Genomic DNA, 20061 nt, shown 5'->3' on the forward strand with positions numbered 1-20061 from the left:
CCGGCTCCCTTTCGGGGGCTGGCGGGGCCTTTTGGCGCTGGAGTGCGGCTGGGTGCCGGGCGCCTCGTGCTAGGCGCTCGGGGCGATTTCCGGGATGCGCGGCTTGGCGTTGCCCGCGAAGGTGAACTTCGCGTCGTCACCTTCGCCGTCCACATCCACCACCACGATGTCGCCGGGGTGCAGCTCGCCGAAGAGGATCTTCTCCGAGAGCTGGTCCTCGATCTCGCGCTGGATGGTGCGGCGCAGCGGCCGGGCACCCATGGCGGGATCGTAGCCGCGGGTGGCCAGAAGTACCTTGGCTGTCTTGGTCAGCTCGATGCCCATGTCCTTGTCCTTGAGGCGCTTCTCCAGGCGCGTCACGAACATGTCCACGATCTCGATGATCTCGTCCTGCGTCAGCTGCGGGAACACCACGACGTCGTCAACACGGTTGAGGAACTCGGGGCGGAAGTGCTGCTTGAGCTCCTCCGTGACCCGGGCGCGCATCCGGTTGTAGCCGGTCTGGGTGTCCGTGCCGGACTGGAAGCCGGTGGCGACGCTCTTGGAGATGTCCCGGGTTCCGAGGTTGGTGGTCATGATGATCACGGTGTTCTTGAAGTCCACCACGCGGCCCTGGGAGTCGGTCAGGCGACCGTCTTCCAGGATCTGCAGCAGCGAGTTGAAGAGGTCCGCGTGCGCCTTTTCAACTTCGTCGAACAGGACCACGGAGAACGGACGGCGGCGGACCTTCTCGGTCAGCTGCCCGCCCTCTTCGTAGCCGACGTAGCCCGGAGGGGCACCGAAGAGGCGCGACACCGTGTGCTTCTCGGAGTACTCGGACATGTCCAGCGTGATGAGGGCGTCCTCTTCACCGAACAGGAACTCCGCGAGGGCCTTGGCGAGTTCGGTCTTGCCGACGCCGGTGGGGCCGGCGAAGATAAACGAACCGCCCGGACGCTTCGGGTCCTTCAGGCCTGCACGCGTGCGGCGGATTGCCTGGGACAGCGCCTTGATGGCCTCGTCCTGGCCGACGACGCGCTTGTGCAGCTCGTCTTCCATCTTCAGCAGGCGCGAGGATTCTTCCTCGGTCAGCTTGAAGACCGGAATGCCCGTGGAATTCGCGAGGACTTCGGCGATCAGGTCCTCGTCCACTTCCGAGATGTCGTCCATGCCGCCGGTCTTCCAGTGGCGTTCCTTCTCGGAGCGCTCGGTGATGAGCTTCTGCTCCTTGTCGCGCAGCGCGGCAGCACCTTCGAAGTCCTGCGCGTCAATTGCGGACTCCTTCTCCATCTTCAGCTCGGAGATGCGCTCGTCCATCTCCTTGAGCTCCGGCGGAGCTGTCATGCGGCGGATGCGGAGCCGGGCTCCGGCTTCGTCGATGAGGTCGATCGCCTTGTCCGGGAGGAACCGGTCCGAGATGTAGCGTTCGGAGAGGTTCGCGGCCGAGGCGAGGGCGCCGTCGGTGATGGTGACGCGGTGGTGCGCCTCGTAGCGGTCCCGCAGGCCCTTGAGGATCTCGATCGCGTGCGCAACCGACGGCTCCTTGACCTGGATGGGCTGGAAGCGGCGCTCGAGGGCGGCGTCCTTCTCGATGTGCTTGCGGTACTCGTCCAGCGTGGTGGCACCGATGGTCTGCAGCTCGCCGCGGGCCAGCATGGGCTTCAGGATCGAGGCCGCGTCGATGGCGCCTTCGGCGGCACCGGCACCCACGAGGGTGTGGATCTCGTCGATGAAGAGGATGATGTCGCCGCGGGTGCGGATCTCCTTGAGGACCTTCTTCAGGCGCTCTTCGAAGTCACCACGGTAGCGGGAGCCGGCCACGAGGGAGCCAAGGTCCAGCGTGTAGAGCTGCTTGTCCTTGATGGTCTCCGGCACGTCGCCGCGCACGATCGCCTGGGCCAGGCCCTCGACGACGGCTGTCTTTCCGACGCCGGGCTCGCCGATCAGCACAGGGTTGTTCTTGGTGCGGCGGGACAGGACCTGCATGACGCGTTCCATTTCCTGCTCGCGTCCGATTACAGGGTCCAGCTTGTTCTCGCGGGCAGCCTGCGTCAGGTTCCGGCCGAACTGGTCCAGCACAACAGAGCCGGCGGGGGTACCCTCTGCCTGGCTCTGGCCGACGCCGGCGCCGGTGGTCTCTTTGCCCTGGTAGCCGGAGAGCAGCTGGATGACCTGCTGGCGGACCCGGTTCAGGTCGGCACCGAGCTTCACCAGCACCTGGGCTGCCACGCCCTCACCCTCGCGGATGAGTCCCAGCAGGATGTGCTCCGTGCCGATGTAGTTGTGGCCAAGCTGCAGGGCTTCGCGCAGCGAGAGCTCCAGCACCTTCTTTGCACGCGGCGTGAAGGGGATATGGCCCGAGGGAGCCTGCTGGCCCTGGCCGATGATCTCCTGCACCTGCTCGCGGACGCCGTCGAGCGAAATGCTCAAGGACTCAAGAGCTTTGGCGGCAACGCCCTCACCCTCATGGATCAGACCCAAGAGGATGTGTTCGGTACCAATGTAATTGTGGTTCAGCATGCGTGCCTCTTCTTGGGCAAGCACAACTACGCGACGGGCACGGTCCGTAAATCGCTCAAACATTTCGCCACACTCCTAGCTACGACGTACTTTGATGCTACGTGGGCGAAGCCTGACTTGGGGAGCTTGTTCGCCACAGGGGAAACCGGGGGCCTTGCGCAGGTCCACGCAGCTGCCGTGCCGGACTTGCGGCGCAATGCCGGAGAGCACGCAAATAGCATCCGGGTGCCGCCAGTGCGCCATTTACCGTTTCACTATGCAGGGTGTCCGAAATCACCGCCGCGGAATGTTCCCTGGGCCCGGATTAGCTTGCACGCCGGTGATGTAAAAGCACCGGATTGCCGCAGGACAGGATTTTCGGCCGGAGGGCATTGTGGGGCAAGGGATCGTTAAAGCGCAGCGCCCCCGTCAATCGGGGGCGCCGCACATATGCTCAGAACGTTTTGTGCACTAACTGATTGTCAGGTCACCGGGCTAGGAATTGGCCTTTTGGTAGGCTTCCTGGATTTCTGCCTGAATACGGCCGCGCGCGTTTACGGTGTAACCGTGGTCCCGCGCCCACTGGCGTATCTGGGCTGAGTCCTGGTTGCGTCCGCCCGTTGCCTTGGCACGGGCAGGCCGGCCGCCGGACGTTTTCCGGCCCGCTGAAACAAAGCGTTCCAGTGATGACCGCAGTTCTGAAGCATTGGCTGAGGACAGGTCAATTTCATAACCGACGCCATCCAGGCCGAAGCGAACGGTTTCGTCCGCAGATCCCCCATCCAGATCGTCCACAAGGACGATATTGACTTTCTGTGCCATCAAAAATCTCTCTTTTGGAAAGGACGTGTAATCAGATAAGCAGGATGTATCCACCTGAAGTATCTCCCCCAATAAGGGAACGCGTCAAAACACGCAATGGTTCCTTGGGGATAACCGGTGGTATTAAAAGTCGCCTGTTATTTGTCTGATTCAGTGGTCGGCTCGGGAGAATCATCTCCGGCTGCCGCCTGGGCGTCAGCCTCAGCCTGTGCGCGGGCTTCCGCCTGGCGTTCGGCCTTGTCCGCGTTGAAAATCGATTTCATGGCGAACCAGAAGATCAGGCCGACCACCAGCGAGGGCAGCAGCACTGCGACATAGTCCATCATCAGTGGCCTTCAGGTTTAAGGAGCGGGAAGAGAATTGTTTCGCGGATGCCGGCGCCGGTAAACAGCATGACCAGGCGGTCGATGCCCAGCCCGATGCCGCCCATCGGCGGCGCACCGTATTCCAGGGCGCGGAGGAAGTCCTCGTCCAGCTGCATGGCCTCGACGTCGCCGGCAGCGGCGTGCCTGGACTGCTCGGTGAGGCGTTCGCGCTGGATGACCGGGTCAATGAGCTCAGAGAACGCGGTGCCGCGTTCCATGCCACCGATGATCAGGTCCCAGGCCTCGATCAGGCGGCCGTCTTCCCGGTGCGGGCGGGCCAGCGGCTGGGCGGAGGGCGGGTAGTCGTAGACAAACGTGGGGTTCAGCAGGGTGGGTTCGACGATTTCGCCGAAGAGTTCCACAGCCAGCTTCTCGGCGTCCCACTTGGGATCGACCTTGACATCGTGCTTCCCGGCAACGGCGCGCAGCTCCTCAAGCGTGGTGTCCGGGGTGATCTCCTGGCCCACTGCCTCCGAAAGCCCCGGGTACACGGCCACCCAGGCCCAGTCACCGTCGAGGTTAATCTCCCCGGCTTCGGTCTGGAGCACGCGGCCCGCACCCACGGCGTCCGCGGCGTCCAGGATGATCTCCTTGATGCGCTCGGCCATGACGAACTGGTCTGCCCAGGCCTCGTAGCACTCAAGCGTGGTGAACTCCGGGCTGTGGGTTGAGTCCACGCCCTCGTTCCGGAACACGCGGCCCATGTCATAGACGCGGTCGATGCCGCCCACGACGGCGCGCTTGAGGTACAGCTCGGTGGCGATGCGCAGCGTCATCTTCTGGTCGAACGCGTTCATGTGCGTCTCGAACGGCCGGGCGAGGGCGCCGCCGTGGACCAGCTGCAGGATGGGCGTTTCCACCTCGACGTAGGTGTGGCGGAAGAGGGTCTCGCGGATGGAGCGGGTGATGGCGGCCCGGGTGTACACCATCTCGCGGGCCTCGTCGCGGACCATCAGGTCCACGTAGCGCTGGCGGACGCGGGTTTCCTCGTTGAGTTCGGCGTGCAGCACCGGCAGCGGGCGGAGCGCCTTGGAGGCCATGGACCAGGACTCAGCCATGACGGAGAGTTCACCGCGGCGCGAAGAGATGACTTCGCCCCTGATGAAAACGTGGTCGCCCAGGTCAACCAGGGCCTTCCAGTCGGCGAGGGCCTCCTCGCCCACGTTCGCGAGGCTGAGCATGGCCTGCAGCCGGGTGCCCTTGCCGTCGGTGCCGCCTTCCTGCAGCGTGGCGAAGCAGAGCTTGCCGGTGTTCCGGACAAACACCACGCGGCCGGTGACGCCGACGACGTCGCCGGTGGTTTCGTCGGCCTGCAGGTGTGCGTACTTTTCGCGGATTTCGCTGAGAGAGTGCGTGCGCTCAACACCCACCGGGTACGCCTCCTGCCCGCGTTCGATCAGCTTGGCGCGCTTCTCCATGCGGATGCGCATCTGTTCGCTGGCGTCGAGCGGTTCTGGGGCGTTCTTGGGGGCGGGGGTGTTTTGGGAAGTCACAGTCATCAAGTTTACCGGGACTTCCCGCCTGGGAGTTCGGGACTTCCCGCCTTTGAGTTTTTGTCCAGATATTCGGACTTCCGTGGCCGTTTGGGCGCGATATCTGGACAAAAACTCCAAAGGGGGTGGGGCATAGACTCGGGCTGTGGAGACCTGGACAGTTGAGACGGACGACGACGGCAGCCGCCTTGAGGTGCATTCCTTCAGGCCCGCAGCACTCACCGGTGCCGAAGGAAGCAATTCTGGTGGCAGCACCGCCGGCAGCACCTCCGCGGAAGGTGACCCGGCCCCGGTCACGGCGCCCGGCGTCGTCCTTATTCACGGAACACTGGTGACCGACGCGCTGTACCGGCCGTTCGCCCGCAACCTGAGCCTCCTGCTGAGCCGGCCGGTGCACTGCTACAACCGCCGCGGCCGCGCCGGTTCCGCACCGCAGCCGGACGACTATTCGGTCAAGACCGAGATCGGGGACCTGGCCGCCGTGATGAAGGCAACGGGCTCCGAAGATTTGGTGGCGCACAGCTTCGGCGGCTTCGTGGCTCTCCAGGCGGCACGTGACTTGCCGCTTCGCAGGCTGGTCACGTACGACGCCGCGGTGTCCCTCTCCGGCAACCTGCACCACCGCTGGCGGCCGGAACTGGAGCAGGCCGTGACGGACGGCCAGCTCAACCATGCCTGGGCGCACCTGGTGCAGGGGCTGGCCACGGCCGGCCCGTTGTCGTACCTGCCCCTCGGCGCGCTGCGGATGCTCAGCATCATGTCGGCCCGGACCAATGTGGGCGCGGAAATGCGGGAGCTGCTGCCCACGGCCGTCAAGGAAATGCGGGCCGTGCTGGACGCCGACGCGGAGCTCACGGATTTCACGGAACTGGCCACCCCAACGCTGATGCTCAGCGGCGGCTGGAGCCCGGGATACTTCGCCGACACCGGCCGGCAACTGGCGTCGGCCGTGCCGGCGATCGACTTCGCGGTGGTTCCGGGCCAGCTGCACGAGGGGCCGATCCGGCCGGGCAAACGCCTGGCCATTCGGATCGCCCGCTTCCTGAACGGCACCGACGGGACCATCACTTCCCAGAGCAAGAAGCGCCGGCGGCCATAGCCGCCGGCGCCCGGCTATGGCCGGCTGTCGGCACACGCCGGCCTCCGATAGGCTCGGAGCATGACTCGCGAGATCATCAGCACACCTGACGGCGGCAAGCTTGAGCTGTTCAGCACTGGCGAGGAGCTGGCCACGGCCGGTTCCGGCGTCGTCGTCGTAATCTCTTCCATGGTGACGGCGGCGGACTACACCCGCTTTGCGCAAAAGCTCAGCGCGTCCCTGGGCCGGCCGGTGCACACGTTCAACCGCCGCGGCCGGGGCGCCTCCTCCGAACAGGCCGGCGACTACACCCTGGACGTCGACATCCGCGACCTCGACGCCGTCATGAAGCACACGTCCAGCACCGACGTCTTTGGCCACAGCTTCGGCGGGGCCGTGGCCCTGCACGCGGCCCGGACGCTCCCGGTGGAACGGCTCGCCGTGTACGACCCCGCGGTCTCCGTCAACCACAGCGTCAAGGCGGACTGGACCACGGAATACGAGCGGGCAACAGCGGCCGGAGACGATGACCGCGCCCTCGCCGTCCTGCTCCGCGGGCTGGAGGCCGAAAGCGTCTTCTCCTCCCGCATGCCGCTGTCCATGATGACCCTCGCCAACAAGCTCACGGCGGGGACCTCAGTGGGCAAGCAGCAACGGGAAATGATGCGCACCGGCGTGCGGGAGATCAAGGCGATCATCGCGGCCGACATGCCGGCCGAGCCGTTCCTGGCGCTGCCGCTGGAGACGCTCATCATCGTGGGCGAGAAAAGCCCGGCCTACTTCGGCGTGGCCTGCGGCCAGATCCACGACGTCCTCTCCGGCTCCAGCTACACCATCCTGCCGGGCTTCGGGCACGACGGCGTCAACCGCGCTCCGGACCGGCTCATCACCGAGCTCAGCGACTTCTTCGCCGGTTAACAAAGCAACGCGGGGTCACATCGCGCCCAATTAACCCTCCGGACTGGGCGCGAAGTGACCCCGCGTTGCTTTTGAGGTGGGTCCTAGTGGGCCGCGGGTGCTCCTTCGGCGCCGGCAGTCTTCCGCATCATGGTGGAGAGGACGACGGCGGCAACGGCAATGACGGTCGCCGTCAGGAACGCTGCGTTCATGCCCGCAACGAGGCCGGAGGCCGCCGAAACGAAGGCGAAGATGGACACGAGCAGCGCGGTGCCCGCCGCGCCGGCCACCTGCTGCAGGGTACTCATGATGGCGGAGCCGTGAGAGTACAGGTGCGGCGGCAGCGGGTTCAGGCCGGTGGTGAACGCGGGCGTGAAGAGCAGCGCCAGCCCGAAGCTGAGCCCGACGTGCAGGGTGACGATCCACCAGACCGGAGTGCCGGCGTCGAGCATCGAGAACTGCCACAGTGTCAGGACCATCAGCGAGGATCCGGTGACCGTGAGCGGCAGCGGCCCCACCTTGTCGAACAGGCGGCCGATCACCGGGCCGAGCAGGCCCATGGCCAGGCCACCGGGCAGCAGGGCCAGGCCGGTCTCGAGGGCCTGCAGGCCGCGGATTTCCTGCAGGTACAGCGGCAGCAGGATCACGGCGCCGAACAGGGCCACCATGGACACCACCATCAGCAGCACGGAGACCGTGAACATCCTGAAGTTGAAGGCCCGCAGGTCCAGCAGCGGGGCCTCGGACTTCTGCAGCCGGAGTTGGCGGAACGTGAACGCGGCAAGGCCGGCGACGCCGGCGACCAGAGCCACTACGGCAAGCGGGCTCGGGCCGCTGCTGCCCCCGTGGCCGCCTCCGATCTGGCTGAGGCCGTAGACGAGGCCGCCGAAGGCGGGGACGGTCAGCACCACGGAGAGGAAGTCGAGTTTGGACTTTTCTGTCTCGCCGATGTTGGTCAGGAACTTTGCGCCAATGGCCAGCGCAGCCAGCGCGATGGGCAGGACGAAGATGAACATGAAGCGCCAGGAGAAGTGCTGCAGGATGAATCCGGAGACGGTGGGTCCCATGGCCGGTGCAACGGAGATGGCGATGCTGACGTTGCCCATCACGGCGCCGCGGCGGGCCAGCGGCACCAGCGTGAGGATGGTGGTCATCAGCAGCGGAAGCATGATGGCGGTGCCGCCGGCCTGGATGATCCGTGCGAGCAGGAGGATTTCGTAGCCGGGCGCCGCAGCGGCGAGGGCTGTGCCGCCGGCGAATAGGCCCATCGCCAGGAGGAAGACGGACCGCGTGGACAGCCGCTGGAGGATGAACCCCGTGGTCGGAATCACCACCGCCATGGTCAGCATGAACCCTGTGGAGAGCCACTGGACGGTGGGGGCATCCACGCGCAGGTCCACCATGAGCCGCTGCAGGGCTACATTCATGATGGTTTCGTTGAGGATCACCACGAAGGTGGCCACCAGCAGCGTGGCGATCACCGTCACGGACTCGCGCGACATCTTGCCCGAGGGCGGTGCTGCGACCGGCGCCGGTGCTGCGGCCGGGGATGCAACGGGAGCCGCCGGCTCCTGGGCAGGTTCGCCGTTCGAATTGGGCGTGACTTTGGTAGACATGGCGAGACCCTCAGGGTGTTGGAATTGGTGGCTGGCGGTCAGCGCCGCTGCAGACTCCAACAGTGTAGTGGCGGGACCCATTCCCGTACACGGAATTTAGTCAACGAGATTCATGTCACCCGGGAGCTGAGCGCTGGCCACTGCGCCCCGTCAGGAGTGGAGCGGCACGTTGTCGATCAGCCGCACGGCGCCAACCTTCGCGGCAACCAGTGCCAGCCCTTCACCGCGGAAGGGTGTCTCGTGGCAGTTCTCGGCGAGCGGCTCCAGCGTGGCGGGATCGACGACGTCGAGGTAGTCCAGCCGGACCAGGGGCTGGGACTCGATCAGGGCCCTGGCCGAACCGACATCGAGCGGCTCGTTCGCGTTCGCCCGCTCCTCAATGAGGCGCAGCGCGCGGGACAGCACCAGCGCCGCCTCACGCTCCTCGCCGGAAAGAAAGCGGTTCCGGCTGGACAGCGCCAGCCCGTCGGAGTCGCGGGCGGTTGGCACGGCAACGATCTCCACGGGGAAGTCCAGGTCGGCCACCATGCGGCGGACCAGCGCCAGCTGCTGGGCGTCCTTCTGCCCGAAGTAGGCTCGGTACGCCGGCAGGCCGCCGCCCGAGGCGGCAACGAAGGCGCGGCCGCCGGGCAGGCCGGTGCCGGGGATGCCCAGGTGCAGCAGCTTGGCCACCACGGTGAGCGCGCCGTCGAAGTGGCCGGGCCGGGATGCGCCCTCCCATTTCTCCCCGAGCGGGCCGGCAGTGATTCTGACCATCGGCGGCCCGTCGGGGTACATCTCCTCGACCGACGGAGCGAAGACCAGATCCACGCCCTGCTCCTCGAGCAGCGCCATGTCCGCCTCGAGGGTCCGCGGATAGCGGTCCAGGTCCTGCGCCTCGCCGAACTGCAGCGGGTTCACAAAGATGGAGGCCACCACAACGTCATTCTGTTCGGCGGCGGTTCGGGCCAGCCGCCCGTGGCCCGCATGCAGGGCGCCCATGGTGGGCACAAGGCCCAGGGACGAGCCGTTCTTTTGCGTCAGCAGCAGCCGGCTTTCCCCACGGAGGGAGTCCGCCGTCGTTACGAGTCGGATTGGCATGTCAGTGTCCTCCCTTGGCCCCGTGGCCGGTTTCATGCACGGCCGTCATCCTGGCCGTCGTCGTCTGTGCTCTCAAGCGCGATGCGAATTTTCTCCGCCTGATCCGGCTTCAGCAGGCCCCGCCGTTCCGCCCGCCTGGCGGTGGCCTGGGCCATGGCCAGGTACGCGGCGAGAACGTCGCCGCCGGTCCCGCCGTCATGCTCCCGCAGCGCGCGGGCGTGCGCCTCCACCGTGCCGGCGTCCCCCCGCGCCACCGGGCCCGTCAGTGCGGACTCGCCGGAGGCGAGGGCGTTCTCCAGGGTGGCCCGCAGCAGCGGCCCGAGCATGCGGTCCGGAGCCTCCACGCCCACCTCGGCCAGCAGCTGCGACGCCTGCGCCACGAGCGTGACCAAGTGGTTCGAACCGTGGGCCAGGGCCGCGTGGTAGATGGTGCGGTCACCCTCGGCGATGACCACGGGTTCGGCCCCCATCTCGACGACGAGCGCCTGGGCGATGGGAAGCATGGCGGCGTCCGCCGTGACACCGAACGTGCAGTCCAGCAGCCGGGTCAGGTCGAGGCTCATGCCCGTGAAGGTCATGGCCGGGTGCAGCGCCAGCGGCACGGCACCGGCCGCCCGGACCGGATGCAGCACGCCGACACCGAACCGGCCCGAGGTGTGCGCCACGAGCTGCCCGGGCTGCCACGCGCCGAGCTTGGCGAGCCCCTCCACCAGGCCGCCGAGGGCATCATCCGGAACGGCCAGGAGCACCAGTTCGGAGCGTTCCACGATGTCCTGGATCTCCAGGACGGGAACGCCGGGCAGCAGGGTTTCGGCCCGTTCCCGGCTCGCGTCGGACACGGCGGAAACCCCGACGACGGCGTGCTCAGCCGCGCGGAGCGCCGCACCGAGGACAGCACCCACTTTGCCGGCACCGATAATCCCGACGCCGAGGCGTCCTGGCTTAGCCACGTTGCTGGCCTTCCTGTTGGGGTGCTGGAGCTGGTCGCTGATCGAGCTGGGCCAGCCACTGTTCGCTCGTCTGCCGCCGCCGGGCCGCCCTCGCGCGGGCCGCCTGCGCGTCGAAGAGCGCCTGCGCCTCCCGGAGGTCCGCCTGGATCACGCGTGGGGCGACAGGCCCGGCAGTGGTGTGCAGCACGAGGTCGGCCAGCCCGAACCGGCGCGCCAGGGGTCCCTGCTGCAGCGCAATCGACTGCGTCCGCTGGTGCGGCACCACCACAAGCTGCCGCCACCAGCGGCCCGACCGCATGAGCAGCGCGGTGTCCGTGGCCGCGAAGGCGTTGCGCCTCCAGCCCAGCGGCGCCAGCAGCCGCGCCCGGCGCGGCGTGGTGACAAAACCGCCGTCGGAATCCAGACCGTTCACGCCCTGGTGGAAAATGCGCAGCGGATCGGCGGTCCCCGGATCGGGCAGCACTAGGGCCAGCATGTTCAGGACGTCGTCCCACTTCCCCACCGGCAGCAGCGTGGTGCGGGAGCCCCCCTCGCCGTTGTTCGCCCCGGCCCCGTAACCGGCGGCATTGACCTGCATGCGGTACCAGCCGAACAGGCGCCACAGCGGCGGCTGCGCCACCTTCAGCGCCTGGATCCGGCCCGGCGGCAGTGTCTGCGCCTGCGTGTCGAGCAGCCCGTACCGGAGCCGGATCCCGTCCGGGGAAATGGCCGCGGTGAAGTTGTAGCCCTTGTTGAACGAGCTCCAGTATGCGGCCACGAAACCCAGCGCCGCCGGAATCAGGTACAGGAAGAAAGCCCTGTTCTCGGTGAGCGCGGACAGCACCACGGACGCCGCGGCACCCAGGACAATGAATACTGTCTGCTCGCTGAGCAGGAGCGAGCCAATCAGGCGCGACGGCGGGACCTGCAGGACCTGCTGCTCCGGCGCCTCGGGAGCGGCTGCTTCGGGCTGCGCGGGGTCTAGCCGGACGCCTGAGGCGCGGGCGAGGATGGTGGCGCGCAGCTGGCGGGCATCGCCAATTCGCAGGTAGGCCAGGCGGACGGCCGACTCGCCGGCGTCGGCAACTTCGAACTTCAGTTCCGCGAGGCCGAAGATCCTGGCGAGCAGCGGCTGGACGATGTCGATGGCCTGGACCCGGTCCAGCCTCGCCTGCCGCTGCTGCTTGAACAGGAAGCCGGTGTTGACCCGGACGTAGCCCTCCGCCACCTGGTACCGGGTGAAATACCAGGACAGGATGAAGCTCAGGACCGCCAGCACCAGCATCAGTGCCCCGGCGCCCAGGAGCCACGGGGCGCGCCCCGCGAGGCGGTCATCGATCAGCGGCTGGCCCTGCAGCATCCGTTCAAAACTGTCACGCCCGAAGAAGTAGCCGATGGCGGCCAGCGCAACCCAGCCCCGGACAAAGGGTGTCGCCGGGTGCACGCGCAGCCACTCGCCGTCGGGCTTTCCGGAAGCGAGGCCGCCGGCGCTCACAGCCCGGCCAGCCTGGCTTCGCCGCGTGCCGAGAGCTGTTCCCTGAGCCGGGCGCCTTCCGCGGCAGGAAGTCCGGGGATGCCGGCGTTGGTTCCGGCGGATGCCGTATGCAGCTTCAGGGTGCACAGGCCCAGCCCGCGTTCCACGGGCCCGGCGCTGATGTCCACGTACTGCATCCGGCCGTACGGCACCACCATGACGCGCTGGAAGAAGATGCCGCCGCGGATGAGGAGGTCGTCCTCGCGCTCGGCGTAGCCGATGGCCCGCACCTGCCGCGGGATCAGGACCAGCCGCCACAGCGCCAGCAGCAGCATGAAAGCGGGAAGGCCAATGGCCAGCCAGAGCGGCGGCCACCGCCACCAGCCGAGCCGGACAAACACCAGCGGCAGGCTCAGCACGGCCACCATCACCAGGTTGCCGAGGGCCCACTCCACGAGCCGGACGGTGACGTATTTCGGGGACACGCGCAGCCAGGTGATCCCGGGGGGATCAATCGCCGCGGTAGGCATACTCGCCTTCCCCCTTGGCCTTGCCCCTGCCTTGGCCCGGCAGGCCCTCTGCGGCGTCCGTCTCGCCGTCCTCCGGCGGGATCTTGCAGAAGCGTTCGACGACGAGCCCCACCACGATCATGACCAGCCCGCCGCCGGCCATGCCGAGGGCGAGCCAGGTGACGTCCAGCCCGCTGCGGATGCTCCAGAACCGCAGCTGGTCCAGGAAGATCCCGGCGTGCCAGCCCAGCAGCATCGCGCCGGTGTAGGCACAGGCCTGGGCGAGGACCAGCGTCCACGCCGCCAGGATGGGGTTCAGCATTTTCTTCTTTTTGCCGTTCCGCCAGCGGAGCACGCGGATGCCCAGCACCAGGGTCAGGGCCACGATCACGCCCATGGTGACCAGCGCCGTGGCCGGCAGGACCGGTGTGGCCATGCCGTAGCGGACGGTCAGGACGGCAGCGGACCAGCCGGCGACTGCAAGGGCCAGGCCCACGACGGCGAGCAGCAGCGGGCTCACGGGTTTCACGGCTGCTCCACCGCCCCGACGTCCGGCACGCCGTCGAAGTCCCCGAAGCCGTCGAACGGCTTCAGGTCCGGGAAATCGGCGGCCCTGGCCGCCAGCTCCCCCACCGGCTGCCCGTTCAGGGTGGCTGAGGGGTCCATCTGGGACCAGGGATAAAGCACGAAGGCCCGCACAGCGGCGAACGGGTGAGGCAGGGTCAGCACAGGATCGGAACTTTCGACGTCCCCGTAGACGATTACATCGACGTCCAACGTGCGCGGACCCCAGTGGACCTCACGGACACGGTGGTGCTTGTTCTCCACTGACTGGCAGTGCCGGAGCAGTGCGAGCGGTTCCAGCGAGGTTTCTACCGAAATCACCATGTTGAGGAAGTCCGGCTGCCCGGCAGGGCCGCCGACGGCCTTGGTCTGCACTATGGGCGAGACGGCCAGGAGCCGCACCTCCGGGCGGTCCACAAGGTCCGCCACGGCCTCGGACAACGTCTCGTTCCGCGCGCCGAGGTTGCTGCCCAGCGCCAGCACCGCGCGTGTGTAGGCGATTTTGGCTGGCACCTTCTCATGCACCGGCTTCTCATGGACCGGCTTCTCATGCACCGGCTTCTCATGCAGTGCGGGTGCCGGGTTCATGGCCGCTCCCGGAAGACGCTGACGGCGACGTCACCGAAGGGCACCTCGATGGGCGCCTTCGGCTTGTGCACCGTGATCTCCACGGCCTGGATTTTGAACTCCTTGAGCAGGCCCTCGGCCATCCGCACCGCCAGTCCTTCTATCAGGTTCAGGGGCTCGCCGGTGATCCAGTCGGTGATCCGTCCGGCCACCTCGCCGTAGTGGGCGGTATCGCGCACGTCGTCCGACGCCGCAGCCTGGCTGAAATCCAGATGCAGTACGGCGTCCACAACGAACGGCTGGCCTTCGCGGCGCTCAAAATCGAACACCCCGTGGTAGCCGGTGGCGGTGACACCGGTCAGCGAGATCCTGTCCATGGCGGTTCTGCTCGGCCTTTCCTGCTCAGCTGCCGTGGTCCGGGGAGGACATGCGGGCGGCGACCTTCACAGCGTCAAGGCTGGATCCGACGTCGTGCACGCGCACGGCCCACGCGCCGCGGGCGGCGCTGATGGCAGTGATGGCGGCCGTGGCGGCGTCGCGCTCTTCCGGAAGAGCCGCCTTGCCGGCGACCGTCAGGAGCGTGCCCAGGAAGCGCTTGCGGGACGCGCCCACCAGCACCTTGTGGCCCATGGCATCGAGCCGGTCCAGGTTTCGCAGCAGTTCCCAGTTCTGCACGTCAGTTTTCGAGAACCCGATGCCCGGGTCCACGATGATCTGCTCGGGCAGGACGCCGGCCGCGTACAGCTTGTCGCGGACGCCGTTCAGCTCGGAGACAACGTCGTCCGCGACGTCGTCGTACTCCGTCAGGGACGTCATGGTCTTGGCGTCCCCGCGGCGGTGGGTCAGGACATACGGCACCTTGGTCTTCGCCACGAGCTCGGCCATGCCGGGTTCGATGCTGAGGCCGGAGATGTCGTTGATGATCGCCGCTCCGGCATTCAGCGCGGCCTCGGCAGTGGAGACGTGGGTGGTGTCGATGCTGACCAGGGCGCCGGCCTTCACGAGGGCTGCGATGACAGGCACCACCCGCCGCTGCTCCTCCTCGGGGCTGACTTCCTCCGCGCCGGGGCGGGTGGATTCCCCGCCGACGTCGATGATGTCGGCTCCCGCGTAGAACATCCGGAGGCCCGCGGCGATGGCGGTGTCCGCCGTCGCGTGCTTGCCGCCGTCGCTGAACGAGTCCGGGGTGACGTTGAGGATGCCCATGACGAGCGTGCGGTCGGTGGGCAGGTCGTCGAACTTCGCTGCCGGCCGCGGTTTGCGCAGGATGGGCAGGGGTGAAGTTGCGGGTCCGGTTCCAGGTGCTGCAGCTAGGGAATCCATAGTCTGTTTTTTACCTTCCGAGTATCAGGCTCATGGCTTCGGCACGGGTGGCCGGGTCATGAAGTTGCCCGCGAACCGCGCTTGTGACGGTTTTGGCTCCGGGCTTGCGGATGCCGCGCATGGACATGCACATGTGTTCGCATTCCACCACCACAATGGCTCCGCGCGGCTTGAGGAATGTGACCAGCGCTTCGACGATCTGGGTGGTGAGGCGCTCCTGCACCTGCGGGCGGCGGGCGTAAATGTCCACCAGGCGTGCCAGCTTGCTCAGGCCCGTCACTCTGCCGTCGTGCGAAGGGATGTACCCCACATGCGCGACGCCGTGGAACGGAACCAGGTGGTGCTCGCAGGTGGAGTAGAACGGGATGTCCTTCACCAGCACGAGTTCCTCGTGGTCGAGGTCGAACGTAGTGCCGAGCACGCTGCCCGGGTCCTGATGCAGGCCGGCAAACACCTCGGCATAAGCCTTGGCCACGCGCTTGGGCGTGTCCTGCAGCCCACCGCGGTCCGGGTCCTCGCCTATGGCCAGCAGGATTTCCCGCACGGCTGCTTCAATCCGGGGCCTGTCCACCTTGTGGTGGTGGCCCGATCCGCCCACGGCCGAATGGTCGGCGGTGGCGGTGAGGTCGTCGTCGTCGAAGTGAGTCACACCAAAGAGCTTAGCCGCGGTGGCCGTCTGGTCCCGCTTCCGTTACTCCGCCCTGGAAGGAGGCATCCTCCGGAACTCCCTGGGGGTGCGGCGGCATCGCGTCCAGCGGTTCCTCGAGGCGGGCTTCCTTGGCTTCTTCCTGGGCCTCGCGTTCGGCACGTTCCTGGCGGGACTCCACAGGACCGGCAGTCTGCACCGGACGGGTTTCCTTGGACAGCCAGACCTCGCGGAAGTCGCGCTTGCGGATGTCGCGGAAGACGTCGGCGATTTCGGCCTGGTTCAGGGTTTCCCGTTCCAGGAGCTCCAGGGCCAGCCGGTCCAGGACGTCCCGGTTCTCGGTGAGGATGGCGTAGGCCTCGTCATGGGCCTGGTCGATCAGGCGGCGGACCTCCTCATCCACGATGTAGGCGATCTGGTCGGAGTAGTTGCGCTCGTGGCTCGCGTCGCGGCCCAGGAACGGCTCGCCGCCGCCCTGGCCCAGGCGCACGGCACCCACCCGTTCGCTCATGCCGTACTGCGTGACCATCTGGCGGGCCGTGGAGGTGGCCTTTTCGATGTCGTTCGAGGCGCCCGTGGACGGATCATGGAAGACGATTTCCTCGGCCACGCGGCCGCCCATGGCGTACGCCATCTGGTCCAGGAGCTCGTTGCGGGTGACGGAGTACTTGTCGTTTTCCGGGACCACCATGGTGTAGCCCAGGGCACGGCCGCGAGGCAGGATGGTGATCTTGGTGACCGGCGCGGAGTTGCGCAGCGCCGCGGCCACCAGGGCGTGGCCGCCTTCGTGGTACGCGGTGATCTTGCGCTCGTGTTCCTTCATGACGCGGCTGCGCTTCTGCGGGCCGGCCATGACGCGGTCGATCGCTTCGTCCAGTGCGCGGTCGTCAATCAGGTTGGCGTTGGAGCGGGCGGTCAGCAGCGCAGCTTCGTTGAGCACGTTGGCCAAGTCTGCACCCGTGTAGCCGGGGGTCTTTTTGGCCACGGCCTTCAGGTCCACGGTGGAGGCCATGGGCTTGCCCTTGGCGTGGACCTGCAGGATCTGGTCGCGCCCGATCAGGTCCGGGGCTTCCACGGAGACCTGGCGGTCGAAGCGGCCAGGACGCAGCAGAGCCGGGTCCAGCACGTCGGGCCGGTTGGTGGCCGCGATCAGGATGACGTTGGTCTTGACATCGAAGCCGTCCATCTCAACCAGGAGCTGGTTGAGGGTCTGCTCGCGTTCGTCGTTGCCGCCACCCACGCCGGCACCGCGGTGGCGGCCGACGGCGTCGATTTCGTCGACGAAGATGATGGCGGGCGAGTTGGACTTGGCCTGCTCGAAGAGGTCGCGGACGCGGGACGCGCCAACGCCCACGAACATTTCCACGAAGTCCGAGCCGGAGATGGAGAAGAACGGGACGCCGGCCTCGCCGGCGACGGCGCGGGCCAGCAGGGTCTTGCCGGTGCCCGGAGGGCCGTAGAGCAGCACGCCCTTGGGGATCTTGGCGCCGACAGCCTGGAACTTGGCGGGCTCCTGCAGGAACTCCTTGATTTCCTGCAGTTCCTCGACGGCTTCGTCTGCACCGGCGACGTCAGCGAAGGTCACCTGCGGCATGTCCTTGCTGACCATCTTGGCCTTGGACTTGCCGAACTGCATGACCTTGGAGCCGCCGCCCTGCATGCGGGACAGCAGGAACCAGAACAGGACGCCGAGCAGCAGCACCGGCACCAGCAGCGAGAAGAGTCCCGAGAGCCAGTTGCTCTCCACCGGCTGGTCCGTGTAGCCCTTGGAGGGGTTGGCAGCAGTCACGGCCTTGACGACGTCCGGGCCGCGGTCATTGACGAAGAAGAACTGGACGTTCTTGCCCTTGTCCTGGCCGTCGATGACGAGGTTGTCTTTCAGTACCAGGTCGACGCGGTTTTCGCCGTCGAAGATCTTGGCCTGTTCCACCTTGCCGCTCTGGGCGAGGAGCTCGAGGCCCGGCTGCGTGTCGATGCGCGTCGAGCCGCCCGGAGCCAACGTTGCAAAGGCCAGCAGGAGCATGCCGACCACCACAATGATCCAAATGCCCGGGCCCTTGAAGAAACTCTTAGCTTTCATCTGTTCGGGGGCTGGCCCCGTCCCTCCTGGTAGTGCTGCACGGCGCGAGGACTGCGCGCGTGTGGTGCTGCGTCGCTTCTAGCTATACACCGTCAGGAGTAATTCACGCACGGCGTAATACAAAAGTTCCCTCAGGGCGTAGTGGCTGGTGGGGGCGGGGATGCGCCCTCACTGGGCTGTGCCGCCACATTTCTGCACCGCTTTCAGGACTGCCCGGAAAACAGTCCCGCGGGATCGCTGGGCCGGACTCCCGGTGGTAGTTAATCCCGGCCCGCGGACCCACGTTTCTGCACCTCTTTAAGCGGCTCGCGCCGCCGTCGAGCCCGTGGTTTCAGGGCTCAACGGCGGCGCGGTCAGCGAAAGCGGTGCAAAATGCGGAGCCGCGTTGTGCGGCAGGCGTTTACTCGTAGACGTGCGGGGCCAGGGTGCCCACGAAGTCCAGGTTGCGGTACTTTTCGGCGTAGTCCAGGCCGTAGCCCACCACGAACTCGTTGGGGATGTCGTAGCCGACGTACTTGACGTCGATCTCCACCTTGGCGGCGGTCGGCTTGCGGAAGGCAGTGCAGATTTCCACCGACGCGGTGCCGCGGGATTCGAGGTTGGTCTTCAGCCAGGACAGCGTGAGGCCGGAGTCGATGATGTCCTCAACAATGAGCACGTCCTTGCCCATCAGGTCCGTGTCCAGGTCCTTGAGGATGCGCACCACGCCAGAGGACTGCGTGCCGGAACCGTAGGAGGAGACGGCCATCCAGTCCATGGAGATGTGGCTGTGCAGTGCTCGTGCAAGGTCCGCCATGACCATGACCGCGCCCTTGAGCACGCCCACGATGAGGATTTCACGGCCTTCGTAGTCCTTGTCGATCTGGGCCGCGAGCTCGGTGATGCGCTGCTGGATCTGTTCCTTGGTGTAGAGAACGTGCTTGAGGTCTGCCTGGACGTCGGATGAATCCACCAATTGCTCCTGTGTAGATGCGGGTGCGACTATTTGCGGGACGGTTTATGAAGCCGGAATACAAGCTTCCCACAGCGGGCGGCCTCGCGGGGAACGCCGTCCGACCCGCCCTGCCCCTGGGCACGCTCCCGGTCCTGCAGCTCGGCCAGCGAGAGACGGTACACGCTGACCCCGCCGGGCAGTTCCACCGGACCGGCTGAGCCCTTCCGCCGCAGCAGTGCTTCCGCCGCCAAAAGGCGCTGATAGCTGGGCTGCTGGCCGCCGACGCCGGCAGCGGCCTTCGCGATCACCCGGAACCTGATGGCCGGGGCCAGTTCAGTCAGGGCAGCCTCCGGGAGGCTGGCGTCCGGGCCATCGTGCTCAACGAGCGAGGCGTAAGTGCTGTTGGCCACGTCCTCCAGATAGTCGGCATCCAGCTGCAGGATGGCAGCCGTGCGGGCCAGGGATTCTGCCACCCCCGGGCCGAGTTTTTCCTCCAGCACCGGCATGACCTCCACCCTGGTCCGCGAGCGGGCGAAGGCGGGATCGGCATTGCTGGGGTCAAGCCAGGCGTCCAGTTCCTCTGCGCGGCAAATTTCCAGGGTGTCTGCCCTGCGCAGGCCCAGGAACGGCCGGAGCAGCTTCCCCCGCACAGGCCGCATGCCGGCCAGGGACCGTGTGCCCGAGCCCCGGGCCAAGCCCAGCAGCACCTGCTCCGCCTGGTCGTCGAGGGTGTGCCCCAGCAGGATGGCGCCAGCTCCCCATTCCCCCGCCGCCACGTCGAGTGCGGCGTGGCGGGCATCGCGGGCTGCGGCTTCCGGTCCGAAACCGGTGGAAGCGACGTCGACCGTGCGGATCTGCACCGGGTCCAGGCCGAGCTCCCGCAGGGTCTCAGCGGTTCTCGCGGCAACGTCGGAGGAACCGGCCTGCAGCTGGTGGTCCACCACCACCGCGCCCACGGCCACCGGCCGGCCATCCACATGGCCGCGCCGGGCGAAGTAGGCGGCCACAGCGGCCAGGGCCAGGGAGTCGGGGCCCCCGCTGCACGCCACCAGGACCCGTTCCGGGTAACCCGCTTCAGCCAGGGCAGTCTGCAGCATTTTCCGTGCCGTGCCGAGAACCGGAGCCAGCCGGCCTGGCCGCCGCCTTCCACCGGGGATCGGTCCGCTGGGGATCGGCCCGCTGGGGATCGGTCCACTGGGGACGGGG

Annotated in this window: 19 protein-coding genes; 2 read left to right on the top strand and 17 right to left on the bottom strand. The window is 67.1% G+C overall.

Going from position 1 to position 20061, the window contains the following annotated elements:
• Positions 1-69: 69 nt before the first annotated feature.
• The 4 genes from ACTHQX_RS10375 to lysS all read right to left on the bottom strand — a co-directional run bounded on the left by ACTHQX_RS10375 (position 70) and on the right by lysS (position 5164).
• A complete protein-coding gene (locus ACTHQX_RS10375) occupies positions 70-2562 on the bottom strand; it encodes an ATP-dependent Clp protease ATP-binding subunit (RefSeq protein WP_111903217.1) in 2493 nt (830 codons plus the stop codon).
• A gap of 411 nt (positions 2563-2973) precedes the next feature.
• Positions 2974-3300: a histone-like nucleoid-structuring protein Lsr2 gene (locus tag ACTHQX_RS10380; protein ID WP_236806264.1), complete on the bottom strand. Its 327-nt coding sequence runs from the start codon at positions 3298-3300 to the stop codon at positions 2974-2976.
• Between the two features lie 137 nt (positions 3301-3437).
• Positions 3438-3623, bottom strand: coding sequence for a hypothetical protein (locus tag ACTHQX_RS10385; protein WP_236806263.1), 186 nt, complete (start codon positions 3621-3623; stop codon positions 3438-3440).
• Positions 3624-3625: 2 nt separating this feature from the next.
• Positions 3626-5164 (bottom strand): lysine--tRNA ligase, encoded by a 1539-nt coding sequence (gene lysS / locus ACTHQX_RS10390; RefSeq protein ID WP_440157384.1) that lies wholly within the window; start codon positions 5162-5164, stop codon positions 3626-3628.
• A gap of 139 nt (positions 5165-5303) precedes the next feature.
• On the opposite strand from lysS, the gene ACTHQX_RS10395 reads away from it, so the two are divergent.
• Positions 5304-6257: an alpha/beta fold hydrolase gene (locus tag ACTHQX_RS10395; RefSeq protein ID WP_440157386.1), complete on the top strand. Its 954-nt coding sequence runs from the start codon at positions 5304-5306 to the stop codon at positions 6255-6257.
• 60 nt (positions 6258-6317) lie between these two features.
• Entirely contained in the window at positions 6318-7154 is an 837-nt protein-coding gene (locus ACTHQX_RS10400) for an alpha/beta fold hydrolase (RefSeq protein ID WP_440157388.1), read from the top strand.
• 83 nt (positions 7155-7237) lie between these two features.
• Here the strand turns inward: ACTHQX_RS10400 and ACTHQX_RS10405 are convergent, their stop codons facing one another.
• From ACTHQX_RS10405 to tilS, 13 genes are all read right to left on the bottom strand, one after another.
• On the bottom strand, positions 7238-8749 hold the full coding sequence (locus ACTHQX_RS10405; protein ID WP_440157390.1) for an MDR family MFS transporter: 1512 nt from the start codon (positions 8747-8749) through the stop codon (positions 7238-7240).
• Between the two features lie 150 nt (positions 8750-8899).
• A complete protein-coding gene (locus ACTHQX_RS10410; protein ID WP_440157391.1) occupies positions 8900-9829 on the bottom strand; it encodes a 4-phosphopantoate--beta-alanine ligase in 930 nt (309 codons plus the stop codon).
• A gap of 32 nt (positions 9830-9861) precedes the next feature.
• On the bottom strand, positions 9862-10779 hold the full coding sequence (locus ACTHQX_RS10415; RefSeq protein ID WP_236806257.1) for a Rossmann-like and DUF2520 domain-containing protein: 918 nt from the start codon (positions 10777-10779) through the stop codon (positions 9862-9864).
• Positions 10772-12253 carry a PH domain-containing protein gene (locus ACTHQX_RS10420; RefSeq protein WP_440157393.1) on the bottom strand — a complete coding sequence of 494 codons (1482 nt, stop codon included), beginning with the start codon at positions 12251-12253 and terminating at the stop codon, positions 10772-10774. The genes ACTHQX_RS10415 and ACTHQX_RS10420 overlap by 8 nt, the downstream gene beginning before the upstream one ends.
• Positions 12250-12762: a PH domain-containing protein gene (locus tag ACTHQX_RS10425; protein ID WP_111903210.1), complete on the bottom strand. Its 513-nt coding sequence runs from the start codon at positions 12760-12762 to the stop codon at positions 12250-12252. The genes ACTHQX_RS10420 and ACTHQX_RS10425 overlap by 4 nt, the downstream gene beginning before the upstream one ends.
• Positions 12743-13270: a DUF3180 domain-containing protein gene (locus ACTHQX_RS10430; protein ID WP_236806255.1), complete on the bottom strand. Its 528-nt coding sequence runs from the start codon at positions 13268-13270 to the stop codon at positions 12743-12745. Before ACTHQX_RS10430 ends, ACTHQX_RS10425 begins: the two co-directional genes overlap by 20 nt.
• Positions 13267-13893: a 2-amino-4-hydroxy-6-hydroxymethyldihydropteridine diphosphokinase gene (folK, locus tag ACTHQX_RS10435; protein ID WP_440157396.1), complete on the bottom strand. Its 627-nt coding sequence runs from the start codon at positions 13891-13893 to the stop codon at positions 13267-13269. Before folK ends, ACTHQX_RS10430 begins: the two co-directional genes overlap by 4 nt.
• The gene (gene folB / locus ACTHQX_RS10440; protein ID WP_236806253.1) at positions 13890-14249 is read right to left on the bottom strand and encodes a dihydroneopterin aldolase; all 360 of its coding nucleotides are present in this window, start codon (positions 14247-14249) and stop codon (positions 13890-13892) included. Before folB ends, folK begins: the two co-directional genes overlap by 4 nt.
• 25 nt (positions 14250-14274) lie before the next feature.
• On the bottom strand, positions 14275-15195 hold the full coding sequence (gene folP / locus ACTHQX_RS10445) for a dihydropteroate synthase (RefSeq protein ID WP_190605657.1): 921 nt from the start codon (positions 15193-15195) through the stop codon (positions 14275-14277).
• 10 nt (positions 15196-15205) lie between these two features.
• Entirely contained in the window at positions 15206-15844 is a 639-nt protein-coding gene (folE, locus tag ACTHQX_RS10450) for a GTP cyclohydrolase I FolE (protein WP_003799730.1), read from the bottom strand.
• A 10-nt stretch (positions 15845-15854) separates the two neighbouring features.
• Positions 15855-17921 carry an ATP-dependent zinc metalloprotease FtsH gene (gene ftsH, locus ACTHQX_RS10455; protein ID WP_440157399.1) on the bottom strand — a complete coding sequence of 689 codons (2067 nt, stop codon included), beginning with the start codon at positions 17919-17921 and terminating at the stop codon, positions 15855-15857.
• Between the two features lie 400 nt (positions 17922-18321).
• Complete coding sequence (hpt, locus tag ACTHQX_RS10460) at positions 18322-18873, bottom strand: hypoxanthine phosphoribosyltransferase (protein WP_003799723.1); 552 nt, start codon at positions 18871-18873, stop codon at positions 18322-18324.
• Between the two features lie 29 nt (positions 18874-18902).
• The gene (gene tilS, locus ACTHQX_RS10465) at positions 18903-19952 is read right to left on the bottom strand and encodes a tRNA lysidine(34) synthetase TilS (protein ID WP_440157401.1); all 1050 of its coding nucleotides are present in this window, start codon (positions 19950-19952) and stop codon (positions 18903-18905) included.
• Positions 19953-20061: the final 109 nt, after the last annotated feature.

This window comes from Arthrobacter sp. SAFR-023, from assembly GCF_051965295.1.
Lineage (GTDB): Bacteria > Actinomycetota > Actinomycetes > Actinomycetales > Micrococcaceae > Arthrobacter.